The following is a 22441-nucleotide window of genomic DNA, read 5'->3' on the forward strand; positions in this document are numbered from 1 at the left end:
CCCGACGGCCCCCGGGAAGAACCGTGCAGCCGCGGGGGCCACAGGCCGGTGGAGGGCGGCAGGGAAGGAGACAAGAGTGCCGAAGCTCAAGCGCACCGCGGCGGCCCGCTCGGCGGGCGTCGCGGAACGGGTGCCGACGGTGCCCGACCTCACCGGCATCGACCTGCGGACCCTGCGCCACACCGAAGATCCCCGCCTGGGCGCCGCCGTGGAGGAAGTCCTGCTGGACCCGGGCGGGTTCGAGGAGATCTGGTACTCCGGCGGCGACGACGCGACCGGAGGGCGGGCGCCCGACAGGTCCTGAGCACGGGGGCGAGAACCGGACGACATCCGGACGACACGGGGGAGCGGGGAAGCCGGGATGACCGTCGATCGCGTCGACGCGGGCGGGGCGCAGGCCCTGACGCCCGCGGCCCTGGCGCGCCTCGCCCGCACCCGCTCCGCCCCCGCCGACCTCGACCTCCTGCTCCGCGGCCGGCGCAGCCGCCGCCTGATCCTGCTCAAGTCCCTGCTGGCCAGGCTGGACCGGAGCGCGGAGAGCGTGCCCGCCGCCGTCCGCGCGCGCTTCGAGGAGCACTGGCGGCTGCTGGAGCGCGCCGAGGACCACGACCCCGCCGCCGTCCACGACACCCTCGACTACCCCACCGTCGGCATCTGGCTGGCCCGCACCCTGTCGGCCCCCGCCGGCCTCGATCTGGCCTGCGGCCTGGGCCACTTCGGCGCCGTCGCCGCCGCGGCCGCGCTCCGCGCGGGCACCCCCTTCACCCTCACCCTCAACCCCCGGGGCGGCCTGCTCGCCCTGCCCGGCATCGGCGCCCTCGCGACCCCCGCCCCCGCCGTGCGGCTCACCGCCCGCGCGCACACCGCGCACCTGACCACCGACGGCCCGCGGGGGCGCGGCACCGGGACGGTCCTGCTGCGCACCGGCGGCCGGGTCCACGGCGTGGGCCCCGGCTGGCGCGGCCTGCGCCGACTGCCCGGCACCACCGCCTTCCTGGACGACCTCGACCTCCACCGCGCCCCGCCCGAGGGCGTCGGCCACGCCGCGCTGCCCGCCGCGCCCCGGGCCGACACCGGCCGCGAACCCTGGCCCCGCCTGTGGCGCTCCGCCCTCGCCCTGCTGCGCGCCACCGACCCGCGGCGCGCCGCGGAGACCACGGCCCTCCTGCGCTGCCTGGTCCCGCTCGCCCGCAGCGGCCCGTACGGCCAGGGGGCGCGCGGGGTGAGCGCGACCTTCAGGGCGGCGCCCGGCGCGGTCCTCGCCACGCTGCCGGAGACCGCCGCCGACCTCGCCGCCGTGCTCGTCCACGAGACCCAGCACGGCAAGCTGGCGGTGCTCCACGACCTGCTGCCGCTGCACCACGCCGGTCCGTACGCCGCCTACCGGGTCGCCTGGCGCCCCGACCCGCGCCCGCTCGCGGGTGTCCTCCAGGGCACCTACGCGCATCTGGCGCTGGCCGACTTCTGGGGCCGTGTCGCGGGGCGCGCGGGGCTGCCGGCCGGCGCCCGGTCCGCCGCGCGCGCCCGTCATGATTCCTACCGCCGACAGGTCGCGGAAGCCCTGCCCATCCTGCTTGAATCCAATGAACTCACCCCCGCGGGCGTCGAGTTCGCGACAGGCATGCGGCAGCACCACGCGGGCCTGGGGCGGACCGCCGGGCCGGCCGAGGCCATCGGCGGACCGTCACCATTCGGTGACGTACAGTAATCTTGGTGCCGTGTCGGCCCACCCGGCCGCCGCGGCGCGGAGCGATGAGGGGACGTGCGCATGAGTGAGCCAACCGGTGGTGCGCGGAGTCGGCCGGGCCCCGCGGGCGAGCACTTCGTCGTGGTGTTCGCCGGCTTCCACCGGCCCTGGGCCACCTGGATCGGCCACCGGCTGGAGAGCCACGGCCACCGGGTCACCCTGCACCGCTGGGACCCCCGCCGGGAGGTCCCCCTGGAGAGCGCCCTCGGCGACCTGCTGATGGCCTCGGGGCGGCTGCTGCTCGTCCTGAGCGACTGGTTCTTCCAGCTGGGCCCGCGCCGCGACGGCGAGTGGAGCGAGGCGCTGCGCGGCATCGTCGCCGCCAACGCCGAGCGGTTCGCCGCCGTCAGCCTCACCAACCGCGCCCTGCTGCCCGCCACCGCCGTCCTGGAGCCCGTCGACCTCTACGGCATCGGCTCCCAGGAGGCCGAGCGCCGCCTCCTCGGGCGGCTCGGCCTGCCGCCCGGCCCGCCGCGCCGCAGCATCCCCGTCGGCCCCGGCTCCCGCTACCCGGGCGACCCGCCGGCCGTGTGGGGCGAGGTGCCGCGCCGCGACGCCCGGTTCACCGGCCGCGACGACCTCCTCAACCAGCTCCAGGAGCAGCTGACCGACGCCGAGCAGGGCACCGCCGTCTGCGCGCTGCTCGGCATGTCCGGCATCGGCAAGACCCAGCTCGCCGCCGAGTACGCCCACCGCTTCAGCTCCGACTACGACGTCATCTGGTGGGTCAACTCCGACATGCGCGGCACCCAGCGCGAGCGCCTCGGCGAACTCGCCGCCGAGCTCGGCCTGACCAGCGGCTCCGAGCCCGGCGAGCGCATCCGCGCCGTCCGCGAGGCCCTGCGCCGCGGCGACCCCTACGGCCGCTGGCTGCTGATCTTCGACGGCTGGGACGACATCGACGGCGCCCGCGAGCTCCTCCCCGAGGGCCCCGGCCATGTGCTGATCACCTCCCGCAACCGCAGCTGGACCACCCAGGGCGCGACCCCGCTCGAGGTCCCCGGCTTCCAGCGCCACGAGTCCACCGGCTATCTGATGCGCCGCGCGCCCCGGATCACCGCCGAGGAGGCCACCGAGGTCGCCGCCGAGCTCGGCGACATCCCCCTCGCCCTCGTCCAGGCGGCCGCCTGGCTCGGCGAGTCCGACATGGAGGTCGCCGACTACCTCCGCATGGTCCGCGACGGCGAGCTCTCCGGCCTCGCCGACCAGGGCGACTTCGACGGAGTGCCCCGCTCCTCCCTCACCTCCTGGTCGATACTGATCAACCGGCTCCGCGAGACCCAGCCGCACGCGGTCGAACTCCTCACCCTGTGCACCTCCTTCGCCCCCGGCCGGATCCCCATCGGCCTCGTTCGCCACCTCCCGCCCGCCGAGCTGCCCGAGAGCCTCGGCTGGCTCGCCACCGACCTGCCCAGCTGGACCCGGGCGTTGGACTCCCTCGTCAACTACTCGGTCTTCACCCGCGACACCCGCGGCACCATCCCCGGCGAGCCGGGCCCCGAGCAGGAGTCCGTGCGCATGCACCGGCTCGTCCACGACATCGTCGCCCGCCTCACCTCACCCGAGGAGCGGGCCGAACACCGCCGCATCGTCCGCCGGATGCTCGCCGCCGCCGACCCCGGCAACCCCCAGGACACCCGGCTCTGGCCGCGCTACGCCGAGCTCCTCCCGCACCTGGAGCCCTCCGGCGCCCTCGGCAGCCACGACGAGCGGGTCCAGGAGACCGTCCTCAACTGCCTGCACTACTGCCACCGCAGCGGGGAGTTCCGCACCGGCATCGAGCTCGGCGAGCAGGTCCGCGCCCGCTGGTCCGAGCTCTTCCCGCCCGAGCACCACCGCATGCTCGACCTCACCGTCCGCCAGGGCAACATCCTCCGGTCGTACGGCGTCTTCCGCGCCGCCTACGAAATCGACCGGGGCATGCTGGAGCGGCTGCGCGCGAGCGCCCCCGCCGCCCCCCGGCCCGGCAGCGGCACCGCCCTGATGACCGCCACCAGCTGCCTCGCCGCCGACCAGCGCTATCTCGGCCAGTACACCGAAGCCCTCCAGCTCCAGCGCGAGGTCCTGCGCACCGCCCAGGAACTCCTCGGCCCCGACGACTACTTCACCCTCAACGCCCACCACAATCTCGGCGTCGGCCTCAGACTGCTGGGCCGCTACGCCGAGGCGTACGACACCGACCTGGAGAACCTCCGCAGGCGCGAGTCCCTGCTGCGCACCCGGCACGCCGCCACCCTCGTCTCCGGCATCGCCTGCGCCCGCGACCTGCGGCTGATGGGCCGCTACCGCGACGCGCTGGCCCGCCAGGAGCTCGGCATGCGGCTGCACCTCCAGGTCCTCGGCCCCCAGCACCCGCAGACCCTGCGCGCCCACCACAACCTCGTCCTGTGCGAGCGGCGAGCGGGCGGCTTCCAGGACGTGGGCGCCGCCATGGCCAGCCTCCTCGAACAGATGGAGCAGGTGCACGGCCGCTCCCACTACGCCACCATCGGCCTCGTCGTCGACTACGGCAACCACGCCCGCGAGCACGGCGACCTCGGCCACGCCCGCGACCTCATCGAGGAGGGCGAGGCCGGCTTCCGCGCCCTCCTGGGCCCCGCCCACCCCGTCGCCACCGGCATGCTCACCAACACCGGCCTCGTCCTCCAGGCGTCCGGGGAGCGGGCCGAGGCGCTCACCATGTTCGAGTCCGCCTACGCCGGGCTGTCCGCGACCCTCGGTCCCGAGCACCCCTGGGTGCTGGGCTGCGCCCTCAACGCCGCCGCCGGGCGCAACTTCAACGGTCGCCTCGACGCCGCCCTGGAGCTCAGCCGCGACACCCTCCGCCGGGCCCGGCACGTCCTCGGCGAGGACCACCCCCTGACCCTGTCCTGCGAGGTCGCCCTCGCCGCCGACCTCAGGGCGCTGCGCGAGCACGAGGAGGCGTCCAAGGTCGAGCAGGACGCCCTCCAGCGGCTCACCCGCACCCTGGGCGCCCAGCACCCGCACGCCCTCTCCGCCCGCCAGCGCACCCGCCCGTACTGGGACTTCGAGCCCTACCTGGGCTGACCGCAGCCCCGGCCGGGGACGGCACAGGGCCCCCACCGCCGCAGCGGTGGGGGCCCTGTCCTCGCGTGTGCGCGGGCGCGCCGGGATCAGATGTCGAAGACCTCGGCGACCAGTGCCTGCTGCTCCGCCTGGTGGCGCTTGGCCGAGCCGACCGCCGGGGAGGAGGAGTGCGGCCGGGAGATCCGGCGCAGTCGCTCACGGGCCGGGATGTCGGAACCGACGGCCAGGTCCAGGTGGTCGATCAGGTTCAGCGCGATGAACGGCCACGCACCCTGGTTCGCCGGCTCCTCCTGGGCCCACACGAACTTCTCCGCCGCCGAGTACTTGGCGAACTCGGCCTGGAGCTCCTCGCCGGGCAGCGGGTAGAGCCGCTCGATACGGACGATCGCCGTGTCGTTCGCGCCCCGCTTGGTCCGCTCGGCGACCAGGTCGTAGTAGACCTTGCCGGAGCAGAAGACGACCTTGCGGACGTCCTCGGTGACCACGGTGTCGTCACCGATCAGCGGACGGAAGGCACCGCTGGTGAACTCCTCCACCTTCGACGCCGCGGCCTTCAGACGCAGCATCGACTTCGGGGTGAAGACGATCAGCGGCTTGTGGTGCGGGTTGTGGACCTGCCAGCGCAGCAGGTGGAAGTAGTTCGACGGCACCGTCGGCATGGCGACCGTCATGTTGTTCTGCGCGCAGAGCTGGAGGAAGCGCTCGATCCGGGCCGAGGAGTGGTCCGGGCCCTGGCCCTCGTAGCCGTGCGGCAGCAGCAGCGTGACGCCGGAGGTCTGGCCCCACTTCTGCTCCGAGGAGGAGATGAACTCGTCCGTGATGCTCTGCGCACCGTTGACGAAGTCACCGAACTGGGCCTCCCACAGCACCAGCGCGTCCGGGCGGGCCAGGGAGTAGCCGTACTCGAAGCCCATCGCCGCGTACTCGCTGAGCAGCGAGTCGTAGACGTTGTAGCGCGCCTGGTCCTCGGAGAGGTAGAGCAGCGGGGTGTAGTCGTCGCCGGTCACCCGGTCGACGAGCACCGCGTGCCGCTGGCCGAAGGTGCCGCGGCGCGAGTCCTGGCCGGCGAGCCGGACCGGGGTGCCCTCCATCAGCAGCGAGCCGAAGGCGAGGGTCTCGCCCATGGCCCAGTCGATGGTGCCGTCCTCGACGCTGGCCGCGCGGCGCTGCAGCTGCGGCAGCAGACGCGGGTGCACGGTGACGCCGTCGGGCAGGTTGACCTGCGACTCGGCGATCCGCTTGACGATCTCCTGGGAGATCGCGGTGTTCACCTGGGCCGGGAACTCCGGCAGCGCGGCCGGGGCCGCGTAGTCCGCCGGGGCGGCCGCGGCGTCGCGGACCTCGGTGAAGACCTTCTCCAGCTGGCCCTGGTAGTCCTGGAGGGCCTGCTCGGCCTCTTCCAGGGTGATGTCGCCACGGCCGATCAGCGACTCGGTGTAGAGCTTGCGCACCGAGCGCTTCTTGTCGATCAGGTCGTACATCAGCGGCTGGGTGAACGAGGGGTTGTCGGCCTCGTTGTGACCCCGGCGGCGGTAGCAGATCAGGTCGATGACGACGTCCTTGTTGAACGCCTGGCGGAACTCGAAGGCGAGCCGCGCGACGCGGACCACGGCCTCCGGGTCGTCACCGTTCACATGGAAGATCGGCGCCTCGATCATCCGGGCGACGTCGGTGCAGTACATCGACGAGCGCGAGGACTCCGGCGGCGCGGTGAAGCCGACCTGGTTGTTGATGACGATGTGCACGGTGCCGCCGGTGCGGTAGCCGCGCAGCTGCGACATGTTCAGCGTCTCCGCGACCACGCCCTGGCCCGCGAAGGCCGCGTCGCCGTGCAGCTGGACGGGGAGGACGGTGAAGTCCGTGCCCGCCTTGCCGATGATGTCCTGCTTGGCCCGCGCGATGCCCTCGACGACCGGGTCGACGGTCTCCAGGTGCGAGGGGTTGGCGGCCAGCGAGACCTTGATCTGCTCGCCGTCCAGGCCCGTGAAGGTGCCCTCCGCGCCCAGGTGGTACTTCACGTCGCCGGAGCCGTGCATCGACTTCGGGTCGAGGTTGCCCTCGAACTCGCGGAAGATCTGCGCGTACGACTTGCCGACGATGTTCGCCAGCACGTTCAGGCGGCCACGGTGGGCCATGCCGACGACGACCTCGTCCAGGCGCGACTCGGCGGCCGCGTCCAGCACCGCGTCCAGCAGCGGGATGACGGACTCGCCGCCCTCCAGGGAGAACCGCTTCTGGCCGACGTACTTCGTCTGCAGGAAGGTCTCGAACGCCTCGGCGGCGTTCAGCCGGCGCAGGATGCGCAGCTGCTCCTCGCGCTCCGGCTTGGAGTGGCCGCGCTCGACCCGGTCCTGGATCCACTTGCGCTGCTTGGGGTCCTGGATGTGCATGAACTCGATGCCGGTGGTGCGGCAGTACGAGTCGCGCAGCACGCCGAGGATGTCGCGCAGCTTCATCAGGGACTTGCCCGCGAAGCCGCCGACCGCGAAGTCGCGCTCCAGGTCCCACAGAGTGAGGCCGTGCTCGGTGATGTCCAGGTCGGGGTGCTTGCGCTGGCGGTACTCCAGCGGGTCGGTGTCGGCCATGACGTGGCCGCGGACCCGGTAGGAGTGGATCAGCTCGAAGACCCGGGCGGCCTTGGTGACGTCGTCGTCGTGCGAGGCGTCGATGTCCTTGAGCCAGCGGACCGGCTCGTAGGGGATGCGCAGCGCCTTGAAGATCTCGTCGTAGAACTCGTTCTCGCCGAGCAGCAGCTGGCTCATGATGCGCAGGAACTCGCCGGAGGCGGCGCCCTGGATCACCCGGTGGTCGTACGTCGAGGTCAGGGTCATGACCTTCGAGATGCCCATCTTGTTCAGGGTGTCCTGCGACGTGCCCTGGAACTCGGCGGGGTAGTCCATGGCGCCCACGCCCAGGATGAGGCCCTGGCCGGGCATCAGGCGCGGCACGGAGTGCACGGTGCCGATGCCGCCGGGGTTCGTCAGCGACGCGGTGACCCCGGTGAAGTCGTCCATCGTCAGCTTGCCGACCCGGGCGCGGCGGACGATGTCCTCGTACGCCTGCCAGAACTCGAAGAAGTTGAGCGTCTCGGCCTTCTTGATGGCCGCGACCACGAGCTGGCGGTCACCGTTCGGCTTGACCAGGTCGATGGCCAGGCCGAGGTTGACGTGCGCGGGCTTGACGAGGGTGGGCTTGCCGTCCTTCTCCGTGAAGGAGTGGTTCATCGACGGCATCAGCTTCAGCGCCTGCACCATGGCGAAGCCGATGAGGTGGGTGAAGGAGACCTTCCCGCCCCGGGCTCGCTTGAGGTGGTTGTTGATGACGATGCGCTGGTCGAACAGCAGCTTCACGGGGACCGCGCGGACGGACGTGGCCGTCGGCAGCTCCAGCGAGGCGTTCATGTTCTTGGCGACCGCGGCGGCGGGGCCGCGCAGCGTCACGAACTCCGGACCCTTGGCGGGCTCCGTCGGCTCGGCGGCCTTGGCGGCGGCAGCCGGCTTGGCGGCCGGAGCCTTGGCCGCGGGCGCGGCTGCGGGCTTCGCCACGGCGGGCTGGGCCACCGGGGTGGCCGGAGCCACGACCGCGGGCTTCGCCACGGCGGGGGCCGCAGCCGCGGGTGCGGCCGGAGCCAGGGCGGCGGGAGCCTGCGCCGCGGGCGCCGGAGCGCTCGCGGTCAGACCCGGCGGCGGTGCAGCCGCCGTCTGGCCCGGCTTGTAGTCGGCGAAGAAGTCCCACCAGGCTCGGTCGACCGAGTTCGGGTCCTGGAGGTACTGCTGGTAGATCTCGTCGACGAGCCACTCATTGGGACCGAAGACATCGGCAGGGCTCTTGCCCTGCCCGTCCTGGCCGGTCGAGATGCTCGAGGTGTTGGGGGACTGTGGCGACACGGCGGCAACCGCCCTCTTCCGCTTCACAAGGTGATGGACAGCGGAAATAAAGGCTACGCCTGTCTGTACCGATGATGCAGGCCACCCGGGCCAGTCGTCGCGCAAGTCACATTCCTCGAGGGGTTTCGAGGCATGACTTGGCGGGAAACACACGGGGTTCCGCGGGTCCGGAGAGATTCAGGGTTCGCTTGAGCGTGCCCCACACTCCCTCGAATGTGTGCTTCCGCCACCGACCCTACGTCAACCTTGATCGCGAGGCCCTCCCGGAAGGGTGACCTGTATGCGGCACCCCTGAGGGGATTCGGCCACGCCGATGCTTCCCCCGTGCAGATCCACCGCCCAGCGCGCGATCGCCAGCCCCAGGCCCGTACCGCCGTCGCTGCCCGGCCCCTGCTGACCCGAGCCGCCGCGGTTGAAACGCTCGAAGACACGGTGCCGCTCCGCCTCCGGGATGCCCGGCCCCTCGTCCAGCACCTCCAGGTCCAGCGACTGGGCGCCCTCGCCCCGGCGCGCCCGCACCGTGACCCGGCCGTGCGGGGGGCTGTGCTTGACCGCGTTGTCCACCAGATTCGCCACGACCTGGTGCAGCCGCTCCGCGTCGGCGTGCGCCGTGAGCTCCGGCGGCGACACGTCCAGGTGCAGATGGACGTCCTTGCGCGCGTGCGGGGAGGAGCCCGAGCCGCTGGCCATCCCCGCCTCCTTCAGCACGCCCGCCAGATACGGCCACACCTCGAAGCGCCGCGCGTGCAGCGGCACGACCCCGTTGTCCAGCCGGGAGAGATCCAGCAGCTGCTCCACCAGGCGGCCCAGCCGCTCGGTCTGGCGCAGCGCGGTGCGCATGGTCTCCGGATCGGCGGCCGAGACCCCGTCCACCACGTTCTCCAGCACCGCCCGCAGGCCAGCGATCGGGGTGCGCAGCTCGTGCGAGACATTGGCGACCAGCTCCTTGCGGTGGGTGTCCACCGCCTCCAGGTCGGCCGCCATCCGGTTGAAGGCCGTGGCCAGGTCCCCGAACTCGTCCCGCCGCCCGGCCCCCACCCGCCGTGTGTAGTCCCCCTGCGCCATCGCCCGGGTGACCTCGGTCATCTCGTCCAGCGGCGCGGTCAGCCCGTGCGCCACGAACTGCGTTATCAACAGCGAGGCGATGATCGAGAAGACGGTGATCACCCGGAGCTCGGTCGCCGAGTGCAGCGCCACGAAGACCAGGAAGGTCGTTATCACCACCGACCCGATGACCAGCGCGCCCAGCGCCGCCTTCACCGAGCGGTAGGGATCCAGCGGCCGCAGGGCCTCCCAGACCCGGCCGCCCAGCCCCGCCGGCGCCACGGGGCGGTCCTGCGCGCCCGTGGCACCGCCGCCGTCCGCGCCGCGGATCCCGGCGGCGCGGGCGGCGGCACCCGCCCCGCCGGTGCGGCCCGGCCCGCAGCCGGTCCCGCCGCTCATGCCGCCGGGGTCTCCAGCGCGTAGCCGACCCCGTGGACCGTACGGATCCGCTCGGCGCCGATCTTCCGGCGGAGCGCCTTGATGTGGCTGTCCACGGTCCGGGTCCCGGAGGCGTCCGCCCAGTCCCACACCTCCGCGAGCAGCTGCTCCCGGGAGAGGACGGCGCGCGGGGTGTTCGCCAGACAGACCAGCAGGTCGAACTCGGTCGGCGTCAGGTGCACGTCCGTGCCGCGCACCCGCACCCGCCGCTGCGCGTGGTCGATCTCCAGCTCGCCCAGGCGCAGGATGCCGGTGCGCGGCGTGTGCGCGGCGAGCGCCGCCCGCTCCACCCGGCGCAGCAGCACATGCACCCGCGCCGCCAGCTCCCGCATCGAGAACGGCTTGGTCATGTAGTCGTCCGCGCCCACGCCCAGGCCGACCAGCATGTCGGTCTCGTCGTCGCGCGCGGTGAGCATCAGCACGGGCACCGGCCGCTGCGCCTGCACCCGGCGGCAGACCTCCAGGCCGTCGAAGCCCGGCAGCATCACGTCCAGGACCAGCAGATCCGGCTGCCAGGCCTCCGCCGCGTCCACGGCGGCCGGGCCGTCGCCCGCGGTCCGCACCTGGAACCCCTCGGCCCGCAGCCGGGCCGCGATGGCGTCGACGATGGTCCGGTCGTCCTCGACGACGAGCACCCGGCGCTGTGCCCCGGCGGAGGCTGCGGCACCGTTCGGGCCGATGTGTGTCTGCTCCATGCGCCCCGCCCCTAGCGTCTTCCGTTGGCCTGCGTCTCCACACAGTCCTGCGGCTGTGGCAAGCAGAGTACGGGCAGGTGGCGGGGGACGGCTACGCGGCACGGAGCGCGAGGTGGACTACGTCGGGGACGCCCCGGGCAACGGCGATCTCTTCGGTTCTTACCCCTTCGAACCCGGCATTCCGGAGCGCGTCCTCGAACGCCTCCGACGGCCGCGCCGACCACACGGCCAGCACGCCGCCGGGCGCCAGCCGGTCGTGGCAGGCCAGCAGCCCGGCGGGGGAGTAGAGGCCCCCGTTGTCCTCGGTGACGGTCCAGCCCGGGCCGTTGTCGATGTCCAGGCACAGCGCGTCATAAGTGACAGGAGTCGTCCCTACGTACGCGACCAGGTCCGCGTGCACGATCTCCGTACGCGGGTCGGCGAGCGCCGGACCCGAGAACGCGGCCAGCGGTCCGCTCCGGTGCCAGTCGATCACCGCCGCCTCGCGCTCCACCACGGAGATCCGCCCCCAGCGCGGCTCCCCGGCCGCCCGCGCCAGCGAGAAGCCGACGCCCAGGCCGCCGATCAGCACCGCCGGGTCCCGCCGCCCGGCGGGCAGGGCGGCCAGCGCCGCGTCGACCAGGAGGCGCTCCGAGCGCCCGTCGGAGGTGTCCATCAGGAAGCAGCCGTTCGCGATGATCTCGTAGATCCCGCCCCTCCGGCGCAGTACGACCTCGCCGTGGGGGCCCTCGCGGCGGTCCACCGTGACGGGCGACTCGTAACGGACATCCTGATCGGTCATGGCGGGGCCTCCGTAGATCGGGGAGCCCGGCGGACGCAGCGGACGGATCTTCGGTTGAGGCCCGTGGCAGGAGTCACGGGCAGAGGTTGATTTGCCGGGCCACTGGGACCTTAATGTTCACAGTGAGGGCGGAGCGTGAGGCATGGGGCACGACCGCCCGCGATCCGCCGCGCAGCCGCCGGAAAGGGGCCTGGCCGAGTGACTGTGGTTGACCCCGGGGAGCGGACGGCCGAGGACGACGCTCCGGGCGGCATGCCCGGCCCTCTGCCGGCCCAGCGCGAGCCGGTCGAGGGCGTGCCCGCTCCGCCCCCTCGGACGCGGCGGCGGTTCTCCCCGCTCGGGTGGGCGCGGCGCGTGCTGCCGACGCCGACCGGTACGCCGTTCACCTTCGTCTACGGACTCGTGCTGCTCGGCACCGCGCTCTACGCCGACCTCGGCGACGAGGCCACCGTCAACCAGCTCCTGCGCGACTCCAGCACCGACGCCGCCCACCTCGCGGAACAGCCCCTCGTCGTCCTCGTCGCCAGCGCCCTGTGGGTGGCGGGCGGCCTCTATTCGCTGTACGGGATCTTCTTCGCCCTCGTCCTCAGCGCCCTGGAACGCCGCATCGGCCCCGCCCGCACGGCCGGGGTCTTCCTCCTCGGCCACGTCCTGGCCACCCTCGCCACGGAACTGCCGGTGGCCGGCGCGGTGGCGGCGGGCCGGCTGCCGGAGGCGTCGCTGCACCGGCTGGACTACGGCATCAGCTTCGGTGTGATGGCCTGCACGGGCGCCCTGGCCGGTCTGCTGCGACGCCCGGCGGGCTGGATGCTGCGGGGCTTCGCGGTGCTGATGTGCGCGCAGGACTTGATCGACTTCGCGGACCCCCTGGCGAGCTGGGGCCATCCCATAGCGCTGCTCACCGGGATGGCCTGTGGCCCCTTCATCCGCGACGCCCGCCGCCCGCCTGCGCCGGACCCCGGCACCCCCGAAGCCTGACCGCTTTTGCCGCCTGCGGCGGGCTTGTTCCCCTATCCCGCCCCTTCCCGAAACTGGGGCGCGTGCCCCAGACCCCCGGCCGCCGGTCCGTTGCCGCCTGCGGCGGGGGCGCCCTGCGGGCGCGTCCTCAATCGCCGGACGGGCTGATTTCAGCCCGTCCGGCGATTGAGGACAGCGCGCGGAGCGTGCTCCGGGGTCTGGGGCGGAGCCCCAGTTCGGGAAGGGGCGGGGCTGGGGAACAAGCCCGCCGCAGGCGGCAACGGCCCGGCGCCCAGCCGATCGCTCAGAGCGAACACCCACCCGGGAACACCGGCGGAGCCAAACGCATTGAGTCGGCATAGCTCAACTTGCCTGCCGAAGGGGAGATCATGGCTTTCACGTCCACACCGCTCACCCTGCCCGTCCTGCCCCTCGACGACGAGGTCGTACTGCCCGGCATGGTCGTCCCCCTCGACCTGTCCGACGGCGAAGTGCGCGCCGCCGTGGAGGCCGCGCAGGCCGCCGCCGGTGACGGCAAGCCACAGGTGCTGCTCGTGCCGCGCGTCGAGGGTTCGTACGCGGGCACCGGCACGCTCGGCCGCGTGGAGCAGGTCGGCCGCCTCTCCGACGGCGACCCCGGCGCGCTCATCCGAGGGCTGGGGCGCGTCCGGATCGGGGCCGGCACGACGGGGCCCGGCGCCGCGCTGTGGGTCGAGGGCACCCGGATCGAGGAGGCCACCCCCGACCCCCTGCCCGGCTCGGTCACCGAGCTGATGAAGGAGTACAAGGCGCTCGCCACCAGCTGGCTCCGCAAGCGCGGCGCCTGGCAGGTCGTGGACCGCGTCCAGCAGATCGACGACGTGGCCCAGCTCGCCGACAACTCCGGCTACTCCCCGTTCCTCACCGTCGCCCAACGCGTCGAGCTGCTGGAGACCGCCGATCCGGTGGCCCGGCTGAAGCTCGCCGTGGGCTGGCTCGGCGAGCACCTCGCCGAGCAGGACGTCGCCGAGTCGATCGCCAAGGATGTACAGGAGGGCGTCGACAAGCAGCAGCGCGAGTTCCTGCTCCGCCGCCAGCTGGAGGCCGTCCGCAAGGAGCTCGCCGACCTCAACGGAGACCCCGAGAGCGAGCCGGACGACTACCGTGCCCGTGTCGAGGCCGCCGACCTGCCGGAAAAGGTCCGCGAGGCCGCGCTCAAGGAGGTCGAGAAGCTGGAGCGGGCCTCCGACCAGAGCCCCGAGGGCGGCTGGATCCGCACCTGGCTCGACACGGTCCTGGAGCTCCCCTGGAACGAGCGCACCGAGGACGCGTACGACATCCCCGGCGCCAAGGCCGTCCTCGACGCGGACCACGCGGGCCTCGCGGACGTGAAGGAGCGGATCACCGAATACCTGGCGGTGCGCAAGCGGCGCGCCGACCGGGGGCTGGGCGTGATCGGCGGGCGGCGCGGGGGCGCGGTGCTCGCGCTCGTCGGTCCGCCCGGCGTCGGGAAGACCTCGCTGGGGGAGAGCGTCGCCCGCGCGATGGGCCGCAAGTTCGTCCGGGTCGCCCTGGGCGGCGTGCGCGACGAGGCGGAGATCCGCGGCCACCGGCGCACGTATGTCGGCGCGCTCCCCGGCCGGATCGTCCGCGCGGTCAAGGAAGCGGGCTCGATGAACCCGGTCGTCCTCCTGGACGAGATCGACAAGGTCGGCTCGGACTTCCGCGGCGACCCGGCGGCCGCCCTCCTGGAGGTCCTGGACCCGGCGCAGAACCACACCTTCCGCGACCACTACCTGGAGGTCGAACTCGACCTCTCGGACGTCGTCTTCCTCGCCACGGCCAATGTCCTGGACTCCATCCCGGAGGCCCTCCTGGACCGTATGGAGCTCGTCCGCCTCGACGGCTACACCGAGGACGAGAAGGTCGTCATCGCCCGCGACCACCTGCTGCCCCGGCAGCTGGAGCGCGCGGGCCTGGCGGGCGACGAGGTGACCCTGGAGGACGGGGCGCTGCGCACGCTGGCCGGCGAGTACACCCGCGAGGCGGGCGTACGCACCCTGGAGCGCGCCCTCGCCAGGCTGCTGCGCAAGGTGGCCGCTCAGCACGAACTCGGCGAGCGCGAGCTGCCGGTGACCCTCGGCGCGGACGACCTGCGCGCCCTGATCGGCCGCCCGCACCACACGCCGGAGTCCGCGCAGGACCCGGCCGAGCGGCGCACGGCCGTGCCCGGCGTGGCGACCGGCCTCGCGGTGACCGGGGCGGGCGGCGACGTGCTCTTCGTGGAGGCGTCGCTGGCCGACCCGGAGACGGGCGGCGCGGGGCTGACCCTGACCGGTCAGCTGGGCGACGTGATGAAGGAGTCCGCGCAGATCGCGCTGTCCTTCCTCCGCTCCCACGGCGCCGAACTGGAGCTCCCGGTCGGCGACTTCAAGGAGCGGGGCGTCCACCTCCACGTCCCCGCGGGCGCGGTCCCCAAGGACGGCCCGAGCGCGGGCGTGACGATGACGACCGCGCTGGCCTCCCTGCTGTCCGGCCGCCAGGTCCGCCCCGACGTGGCGATGACCGGCGAGGTCTCGCTGACCGGCCGGGTGCTCCCCGTCGGCGGCGTGAAGCAGAAGCTGCTGGCGGCCCACCGCGCCGGGGTGACCACGGTCGTCATCCCCAAGCGGAACGAACCCGACCTGGACGACGTCCCGGAGGAGATCCTCTCCAAGCTCGACGTCCACCCGGTGGCCGACGTCCGCCAGGTCCTCGAACTGGCCCTCCAGCCGGCGTCGTCGCAGGTGGCGATGGCGGCGTAGCGCCCACCGGCACCACCGAGGAGAGGCTCCCGCCCCCGTGCGGGAGCCTCTCCTCGGTGCCGGGTCAGCAGACCTTCACGTACCAGACCGGGTGCCAGTCGGCGGTGGCGTCGAACGAGCCGTCGCCCACCTGGGCCGGTGGCGTCGAGTAGACGAGTTTTTTGCTCTTGTTGTACATCTTGGACACGCGGCCCTTCGACTGGTTGTTCCACCACGAACCGCCGCTGTTCCAGCCGTCCGGGATCTCCCAGAAGACACCGCACTTGGAGTGCTCCCACACGGTGCCCTGGTAGTACGCCTCCGGCCAGCCGCAGAAGTTGAGGTAGTCGCAGTCGGCCACGCTCGTCGGGTGCGTGGTGGTGCGCAGGTCACGGGCGTACTTCTCGCCCGGTACGGCGACGAGCAGGAAGCCGTCCTTCACGTCGACCCGGTTGGCCGAGACCTGCTTGCCGCCGGTCCGGGCGACGTAGCGGTCCACGTCCTTCTGGAGCGCGACGGACTGCGCGCCGGTCAGCCCGGCGTGCTCCGCCTGTGCCGCGTAGCGGCCGCTCCCGGCCGCGGTGGCGTGCGACGCCCCGAGCCCCGCGGTGAGCGCCAGCGCCATGCACGCGGGCACGGCGAGCAGGCGTTTGCCTCTGATCCGGTGTGTGGTCACGGTGTTCCCTCCCCCTTGTATGTCGCGGGCATGTCCATGCCCGCGACGCCGAGTCTGGCGGCCGGGCGGCGGCGTGGATTGTAGGAAAGCGACCGATTTCCCGCCTGGGTTCCGGCCCGCGAGGACGTACGGTGAAGCGGATGTCATAGGCACGCGCCGGGTGGGGGAGCCGTGGCCGCGATACAGCAACTGGTCCGCAGCGCGCCGGCCGCCGAGCTGCGCGGATCGGTCCTGGGCTACCGCGGCTTCCACTTCGGGGTACGCGGCCCGCGCCGCCGGCTCGTGGTGCCCGACGGCGTGGTGAAGGTGATGCTCGGCTTCGGCGCCCCGCTCGACATGGTCGACGCGGTCGAACCGGGCGCCGTGACCACGGCCACCTCCCTCGTCAACGGCCTGCGCACCACCGCGGCCATCGGCGTGCACCGCGGGCTGCTGCACGGCGTCACCGTCCTGCTGTCCCCTCCGGCGGCCTACAGGCTCTTCGCCGTCCCCATGGCCGAGTGGGCCCACCTCACGCTCGACCCCGGCGACCTCCTGGGCCACGGCGCCGGACAGCTCACCGAACGGCTCGCCGAATGCCCGGACTGGCCCGCCCGCTTCGCCCTGCTCGACCACGCCCTGGCCACCCGGCTGCGCACCGGCCCGCGAGTCCACCCCGAAGTGGCCTGGGCCTGGGGCGAGTTACGACGCACGGACGGCCGGATCCGCATCGAGGACCTCGCCACCGGCACGGGCTGGAGCCGCCGCCACCTCGAACGACGCTTCCGCGAACAGCTCGGCCCCACGCCCAAGGGCGCCGCGCAGGTGCTGCGCCTCCAGGCGGCGCTGCGGCTGAAGCGGGCGGGCATGTCCTGGACCCTGGCGGCGACCGGAGCGGGCTTCCACGACCAGGCGCACTTCTCCCATACGTTCAGCACGATGATCGGCTGCACGCCGGGCCGCTTCCACGACGCGCGCTCGTCGGGCGGCGGCCCGGATGACTCCCTGGACTTTCTCCCGGAGCATGTGACGAGCGTTCTGCTGGCGCGCTGACGGGGTGCGCCTTCCGCTGGGTGCGGCCGTTTTGCCGGCTTCGGGCTGCCCGTTGCCGCCTGCGGCGGTGGCACCCTGCGGTCGCGGCCTCAATCGCCGGCCGGGCTGATTGTTGCCGACCTTCGTCCTGTACAGGCGGGCAGGAGCGCAACTCGGCGTCGTCCGCACGGACTGCCGACCGGCCCTGTGGCAGACGCAACGAACTCCGCCGGAGCTCGTTGCTCACAGTATGAGGAACGTCATCGCGCGGCGGCAGCCGCGTATCCTGATCGTGGTCTCCGCCCTGACGCTGGGGGTTGCGGGCGCGGGAAGTGCTCAGGCGGGCGCGGCGGGGCATGGTTGCCCAGCGGGGGAGATCTTCGCCACCGACAACACCGCGATCATCACGGATCCGGCCGACCCCCGGCTCAAGACCCGCCTGACGCGCTTCGACCGCGAGGTGCGGCAGATCATCCGCGCCAACGGTGCGAGGCCCGGCGCCTCGAAGCTGCTCGACGGCGTCTTCTGGTCGGGCCATCTCAAGCAGGCCACCTATGAGCGCTCACGGGAGTTCGACGTCAACAAGGTCGGCCGGGAGGGGCTGCACCACATGGCCGGCCTCATCGCCAAGCAGTACCACCAGGAGTCGGTGCTGACCTTCCGCTGTCTGCCGCGCACCTCGCCGGAGACCGACGCGGTCGAGATCCAGGCCCCCGGCGTCTCCGCGACCAGGCTCCACGACGCACTGCTCGCGAACCCCGAGGCCCGCGACGAGCTGGGCGGCGGCTCGGTCACCCTCGGCGGGCGGCTCATCCTGGTCGCCCCGCTCGCCGATCTGCCGCTGGCCCAGAAGTTCACGAAGGCCCTCGGCGTCGACTGGCACAAGGCCGAAGTGCGCTACGGAGGCGAAGAGTTCGTGAGCTGAAGCAGCAGCGCGCCGCCAATGCAGCGCCCCGGCCCGGTGGCTGGGGCGCTGTCGTGTCCGGGCTACAGGGTGTGGGATGGTTCCACCAGGTGGCGGTGCGGCGGATGGTGCGGGGCATTTCGACAAGCGGGCGCCTGCGTAAGTCTCCTACTCCTCGCCGCTCATCCGCGCCACATGAACTCGGCGATGGTGCCTATGCGACTGCCGCTCTGGGTGAAGTAGCCGCCGAGGACCACACGGGACGGGTAGGTGGGACTACCGCCGTACCACAGGGTGTAGACCTGCGTGGGCTCGAACGGGCGCACAAGGGTGAGGACCCAGTTGGCGGCATCCCAGGTGCCGCTCACGTGCTCGTCCTGGTTGATCACGTCGTAGCGGAAGTCGGCCTTTACCTGGCCCTGGTTGACGCTCAGGATGTGCAACGTGCCCGTGCTGCCATTGGCGTTGAGCCGGTAGAGGCCGGTGATGTCGACATCGGCTCGGACCTTGGCAGCGGCGGCGCTCCGCTCCGGGGCCGGAGCCTGGCCGGCGGCCGCGGCCGGGATTCCGGCCACTGCGGCCAGCAGTGCCGCGACGACCAGGGGGGATCTTCGTATCCGTCTCACGTCGGTGCCTTCTTTCCTGTCCGGGTTGAAGACGCCGACACGAGATACCCCGTAGGGCAGTGCACAACCGGTCGTTTCAAGACTTCCCCTGGTGGCCGCACCCGGCCGACCTCCGAGCTTCCGCTCGGCGGCTCCGACTCGGGATGGGGGGCTTGCCGGTGAGCCTTCAGGCTCTGACCCATCGGACACTGCCTGACCGAGAGGGCGGCTCAGCTCCGGCCGCGCGCGGTTCGGGGAGCAGGCCACCAGGGTCGGCGACAGGAATATCGGCTGCCCCGTGGCGCATGGGCGGGCTCCGGTGTCAGGGCCCGTCGAGTCCGAAGATCGTGCCGAACGGGTCGACGAGCTGGCAGATGCGTCGCCCGGGTTCCACGTCGAGGGGGCCGCGGTGGTGAATGCAGCCGGCATCCAGGAGGCGCTTGCGTTCGGTGTCGAGGTCTTCGACGTTCCAGTACGGGACGGTGCTTCCACCATGGGGGTTGGCCTTGGGGGACGCCTGGTGGAAACCGAACTCGAGTCCGTCGAGATCCAGCCAGGCGTAGACGGCGGTGCCGTTGATGTCGAGCTTGACCTCGGATCCGAAGATGTCGCCCCACCAACGGGCGGCGACTTCGGGGTCGTCGACGAAGACCATGACGGTGCGGATACCGCGCAGCACTCGGGGTTCTCCTATGCGTCGGGGAGTTGGCACGGTACCGCCGTGTCGGTCACTCGTGGGCGCCGTGCAGGGAACGCAGGCCGGTGGCGGAGGCGAACGCCGTGAGGGCGTGTACGGGGCTGTGGTCGTTCCACTGCGCGCCGAGTTCGTTGACATGGCGCAGGTAGATGTGACGCATCCCGCGGAGTGTCGGTCCGGGCTCGTCCGGCTGGGGCCGCTCACCAACGGCTACGCCGCGACGTTCCAGGGCGACAAGCGGTGCAAGGGTGCCTCTCTCCAGGCCGGTGAACGTCATACTTCGACCTGCTGGCCGAGAGGGCAGCTCAGCTCCGGCTCCGCGCGGTTCGGGGAGCACGTCACCAAGGCCAGCGACAGGAACGTCGGCTGCCCCAAATAGAACCCGTGGGACACGTCACCGCCCCGTCCCAGCTGCTCGGCAGCCGAGGCGACGAGAACCGCCAATCGTGTCGGGTCCTTGTCCTGCTCGGAGGAGAACCGAGGCGCGTGCTCGGCGAGCCGCTCCCTCAGCCAGTCGGCGGCTTCCTTCGGGTGCTTCCACGTTCCCCGGACCATCCTCGCCGGCTTCACCAGCCAGAGGGCGGTCTCGATCGGAGGGACGCCGGTCGTCTTCCACTCCGCCACGGCTTCCCGGTACCGCGCCGCCACTTCGGCGGGGCTTGTGGCGGTCGGCTCTGCCGACGGCGGTGGACGGCGGACGCTTTCCTTGTCGAACAGTGCTTTGTCGCCGGACCAGAGATACGCATGGAAGTGCAATTGTTCTTCCCGTTCCGGACAGTTGGAGGCGGCCCCCGCCCTCCCCAGAGGGCGGAAGCCGCCAGTCGGTGAACGGACGGTCAGGCCGTGAGGCCGAAGCGGGCCGGGTCGATACCGGCGGTTTCCAGCTCCGCGGCGGTGAACCTCAGCGGCTCCGCGTCCGGCCGCTTGCTGTCGCCGAGGGCATAGGCGCCCTCACCGATCCGGGCGAGAGTCACGCACGATTCGCCATCCGGGTGCGTGTTGCCTCCGCACGCCTTCGAGAACCGGGCGCCGTCGAGAGCGAGGCTGTACAGGTCGGTCATGATGAGCCTTCCTGATAGGCGGGACGGACACCGGGCCGGACGTCGCGGCCGAACTCGCGCTGTTCGGGCGCGCTCCGCCTCGCCGACTCCGCGTGGATCAGGGCATTGATCAGCTTGCGGGCCGTGGCCAGCGGCACCGTCCCCAGGTACACGTACGGCTCACCCGAGAGGGACGCGCGTCCCGTCAGCTGGGCCCACGAGTCCCTGTCACCGACCCTGACGCCCATCTCCGCCAGCACTCGTCCCAGCATGAAGGCCGTGTCGTCGGCCTTCTTCTTGCCTGCCAAGAAGGCGTCGGCTTGCTGTGCGGCTGCTTCGATGTCCGTGGTCATGGGCAAGACGGTAGGAACTGGGGAGTGTCCGCAGCTACGAAGTTGCAGACGGTTGCAGGGCAATCATCCGAGGACATCGATCGCGGCTGTGATCAGTGACCTTGCCCGGGACCCGTACACCGCGTGGGACTGGAGATCGACGAAGGCCTTCACGTACATGGCAACCTCTCCAGGAGCGGTCACGGTGACCTGTGCGGTGAGGAGTTCGACGGCGGCTTGCTTGTCATCGAAGACGTTGAATGTCTCCAGCGGCCACAGGCTGCGGATCGCCTCGAACGGGATCACGCCCAGAGAGACGGATGGCAAGGACATCACCGACAGCAGATAGCCGAGCTGGCCGGCCATTGCTTCGGCGTCGCCCAGCCGGTAGCGCAGGACTGATTCCTCCACGAGCATGGCGAAGCGCCTGTTTCCGTCGCAGACGACGTGGGAGCGAGCGAGGCGGGCCGCGACGGCATCGGTGACATCGTTGGGCGACTCGCGGAAGGCTGCGACGGACGACAGCAGGGCCGTTGCGTACGCCTCGGTCTGGAGGAATCCGGGCACGACGCTTGAGCAGTAGACACGGAAGTGGCGCGTCTGCTCGTACAAGGGAATATAGGACTCCTGAATCCTGCGGAGTCCCGTCCGGTGGAGGCGTTTCCACTGGACGTACAGCGAGTCAGCGGTCCGGTTCGCCGCGACGAGATCAGCGGCTTGCTCTGCCGCGCCGCAGGCATGGCACCACGCCTGGATGTCGGCGTCCGAGGGTGCCGTCTTGGCATTCTCGATCCGGCTGGACTTGGCCTTGTGCCAGCCGCACCGGACGGCCAGGTCGTGGCCCGTCAGTCCTGCGTCCTGCCGGATTTCCTTCAACCGTTCGGCAAGTGCTTCACGGGCGACCTGGGCTCTGGGAGATGGCGACGTAGGCATGTTGTTGTCAGCTTGGTGGTGGCGAGCCTCAGACCGTGTACCTCTCGTGCGGGATGCCCCGCTCCCACACCGCCTCGAACGCGGAGGCACACAGCTTGGCGGTGGCAAGGGGCTCAGTCGCTGAAGGGCCTGCCGAAGCGCCGTCGCCAGCGAAGTGGTTGAACATCACGACCCGGCCGTCGAACAACCAGAAGTCGTTGCCCGGCAGCGCGATGTCCGATGCCTGCCGACGGGGCAGCCAGCGGATCTGTTCCCCGGCTGCGATGTTGACAGGGGTGCCCGCGTGTTCGTACCTGATGTACTCGGTCACCGGCTCGGACACAATGTGAGCCCTGCGAACGACGGCCCCCCGGGCGACCGTCCGGCGGATGAGATCCACCCACGGAGCCCAGTAGTCCGAGGCCGCATCGACATCCCGCCGGCCCGTACGCTTCCACCCCTCGAAGTCGCTTGCCTCCGGCCCGATCCCGTAGGCGTCGCGCATCTCCAGGTGCACTGCTGGCCCCTGCGCCGACTCCAGCAGTTCCTTAAAGCTGGGCTGCTGCTTGCTCTGCGACATCGCACGCCTTCCTGATCAGCGGCACCATCCGTACAGGGATGCGGACCACAGCCTCCGTGTCGGGTTTGGGGCTGTCCTTCAGGCGCTCGGCTTGAGTCGCTTGGTTGGCCAGCCAGCCCTGGAAGAGGAGTTCGGGTTCGGGCTCCGCATCTGCATCGACCCACCGCCGGGCACTCGTTGTGACCAGTGTTGGGGTCGATGCCGATGAACGTTAGTGCCATGGCTACCTCCCGTGTCGAACCCGTTGCGGTCAGTTGCACGACCGTCGGCCGTCCGCACCGGCTCGGTCAAGAGAGCGTGCGTCAGCCCCGGCCCAGCGCTTGTG

20 protein-coding genes are annotated in these 22441 nt (G+C 71.9%); 7 read left to right on the forward strand and 13 right to left on the reverse strand.

The window, feature by feature from the left end; translation table 11 throughout:
• The first annotated feature begins 76 nt into the window (after positions 1-76).
• The 3 genes from DXZ73_RS28340 to fxsT are packed head-to-tail and all read left to right on the forward strand — an operon-like array spanning position 77 to position 4795.
• A complete protein-coding gene (locus tag DXZ73_RS28340; RefSeq protein WP_116213858.1) occupies positions 77-304 on the forward strand; it encodes a hypothetical protein in 228 nt (75 codons plus the stop codon).
• Between the two features lie 57 nt (positions 305-361).
• Positions 362-1708, forward strand: a complete 1347-nt coding sequence (locus DXZ73_RS28345) for an aKG-HExxH-type peptide beta-hydroxylase (protein ID WP_116213859.1) — start codon at positions 362-364, stop codon at positions 1706-1708.
• Positions 1709-1768: 60 nt separating this feature from the next.
• Positions 1769-4795, forward strand: a complete 3027-nt coding sequence (fxsT, locus tag DXZ73_RS28350) for an FxSxx-COOH system tetratricopeptide repeat protein (RefSeq protein WP_116213860.1) — start codon at positions 1769-1771, stop codon at positions 4793-4795.
• An 86-nt stretch (positions 4796-4881) separates the two neighbouring features.
• Here fxsT and DXZ73_RS28355 read toward each other — a convergent pair whose 3' ends face one another.
• The 4 genes from DXZ73_RS28355 to DXZ73_RS28370 form a co-directional block, all read right to left on the reverse strand.
• On the reverse strand, positions 4882-8682 hold the full coding sequence (locus DXZ73_RS28355; RefSeq protein WP_116213861.1) for a multifunctional oxoglutarate decarboxylase/oxoglutarate dehydrogenase thiamine pyrophosphate-binding subunit/dihydrolipoyllysine-residue succinyltransferase subunit: 3801 nt from the start codon (positions 8680-8682) through the stop codon (positions 4882-4884).
• 240 nt (positions 8683-8922) lie between these two features.
• Positions 8923-10125, reverse strand: a complete 1203-nt coding sequence (locus DXZ73_RS28360; protein ID WP_240351520.1) for a HAMP domain-containing sensor histidine kinase — start codon at positions 10123-10125, stop codon at positions 8923-8925.
• Positions 10122-10859, reverse strand: a complete 738-nt coding sequence (locus tag DXZ73_RS28365) for a response regulator transcription factor (protein ID WP_116213862.1) — start codon at positions 10857-10859, stop codon at positions 10122-10124. Before DXZ73_RS28365 ends, DXZ73_RS28360 begins: the two co-directional genes overlap by 4 nt.
• Before the next feature lie 91 nt (positions 10860-10950).
• Entirely contained in the window at positions 10951-11640 is a 690-nt protein-coding gene (locus DXZ73_RS28370) for a spermidine synthase (protein WP_116213863.1), read from the reverse strand.
• A gap of 198 nt (positions 11641-11838) precedes the next feature.
• Here DXZ73_RS28370 and DXZ73_RS28375 point away from each other — a divergent pair, with 198 nt between their 5' ends.
• Both DXZ73_RS28375 and lon read left to right on the forward strand, forming a co-directional pair.
• The gene (locus DXZ73_RS28375) at positions 11839-12618 is read left to right on the forward strand and encodes a rhomboid-like protein (protein ID WP_116213864.1); all 780 of its coding nucleotides are present in this window, start codon (positions 11839-11841) and stop codon (positions 12616-12618) included.
• A gap of 368 nt (positions 12619-12986) precedes the next feature.
• Positions 12987-15380 carry an endopeptidase La gene (gene lon / locus DXZ73_RS28380; RefSeq protein WP_116213865.1) on the forward strand — a complete coding sequence of 798 codons (2394 nt, stop codon included), beginning with the start codon at positions 12987-12989 and terminating at the stop codon, positions 15378-15380.
• A 64-nt stretch (positions 15381-15444) separates the two neighbouring features.
• Here the strand turns inward: lon and DXZ73_RS28385 are convergent, their stop codons facing one another.
• Positions 15445-16035 (reverse strand): hypothetical protein, encoded by a 591-nt coding sequence (locus DXZ73_RS28385; protein WP_116213866.1) that lies wholly within the window; start codon positions 16033-16035, stop codon positions 15445-15447.
• Between the two features lie 171 nt (positions 16036-16206).
• Here DXZ73_RS28385 and DXZ73_RS28390 point away from each other — a divergent pair, with 171 nt between their 5' ends.
• Positions 16207-17067: a helix-turn-helix domain-containing protein gene (locus DXZ73_RS28390; RefSeq protein WP_116213867.1), complete on the forward strand. Its 861-nt coding sequence runs from the start codon at positions 16207-16209 to the stop codon at positions 17065-17067.
• A 229-nt stretch (positions 17068-17296) separates the two neighbouring features.
• Positions 17297-17971, forward strand: coding sequence for a hypothetical protein (locus tag DXZ73_RS28395; RefSeq protein ID WP_116213868.1), 675 nt, complete (start codon positions 17297-17299; stop codon positions 17969-17971).
• Between the two features lie 161 nt (positions 17972-18132).
• Here DXZ73_RS28395 and DXZ73_RS28400 read toward each other — a convergent pair whose 3' ends face one another.
• The 8 genes from DXZ73_RS28400 to DXZ73_RS28430 all read right to left on the reverse strand — a co-directional run bounded on the left by DXZ73_RS28400 (position 18133) and on the right by DXZ73_RS28430 (position 22116).
• Complete coding sequence (locus DXZ73_RS28400) at positions 18133-18576, reverse strand: hypothetical protein (RefSeq protein ID WP_116213869.1); 444 nt, start codon at positions 18574-18576, stop codon at positions 18133-18135.
• A 301-nt stretch (positions 18577-18877) separates the two neighbouring features.
• On the reverse strand, positions 18878-19234 hold the full coding sequence (locus DXZ73_RS28405) for a VOC family protein (protein WP_116213870.1): 357 nt from the start codon (positions 19232-19234) through the stop codon (positions 18878-18880).
• Between the two features lie 49 nt (positions 19235-19283).
• Positions 19284-19412 (reverse strand): hypothetical protein, encoded by a 129-nt coding sequence (locus DXZ73_RS40155; protein ID WP_275898597.1) that lies wholly within the window; start codon positions 19410-19412, stop codon positions 19284-19286.
• Between the two features lie 113 nt (positions 19413-19525).
• On the reverse strand, positions 19526-20008 hold the full coding sequence (locus DXZ73_RS28410) for a hypothetical protein (RefSeq protein WP_116213871.1): 483 nt from the start codon (positions 20006-20008) through the stop codon (positions 19526-19528).
• Between the two features lie 80 nt (positions 20009-20088).
• On the reverse strand, positions 20089-20313 hold the full coding sequence (locus DXZ73_RS28415; protein ID WP_116213872.1) for a DUF397 domain-containing protein: 225 nt from the start codon (positions 20311-20313) through the stop codon (positions 20089-20091).
• Entirely contained in the window at positions 20310-20645 is a 336-nt protein-coding gene (locus tag DXZ73_RS28420) for a hypothetical protein (protein ID WP_116213873.1), read from the reverse strand. The genes DXZ73_RS28415 and DXZ73_RS28420 overlap by 4 nt, the downstream gene beginning before the upstream one ends.
• A gap of 63 nt (positions 20646-20708) precedes the next feature.
• A complete protein-coding gene (locus DXZ73_RS28425; protein WP_116213874.1) occupies positions 20709-21557 on the reverse strand; it encodes a helix-turn-helix domain-containing protein in 849 nt (282 codons plus the stop codon).
• A gap of 28 nt (positions 21558-21585) precedes the next feature.
• Entirely contained in the window at positions 21586-22116 is a 531-nt protein-coding gene (locus DXZ73_RS28430) for a DUF6879 family protein (protein ID WP_116213875.1), read from the reverse strand.
• Between the last annotated feature and the right edge of the window lie 325 nt (positions 22117-22441).

The sequence above is a fragment of the Streptoverticillium olivoreticuli subsp. olivoreticuli genome (genome assembly GCF_003391135.1).
Classification (GTDB): Bacteria; Actinomycetota; Actinomycetes; order Streptomycetales; family Streptomycetaceae; genus Streptomyces; species Streptomyces blastmyceticus.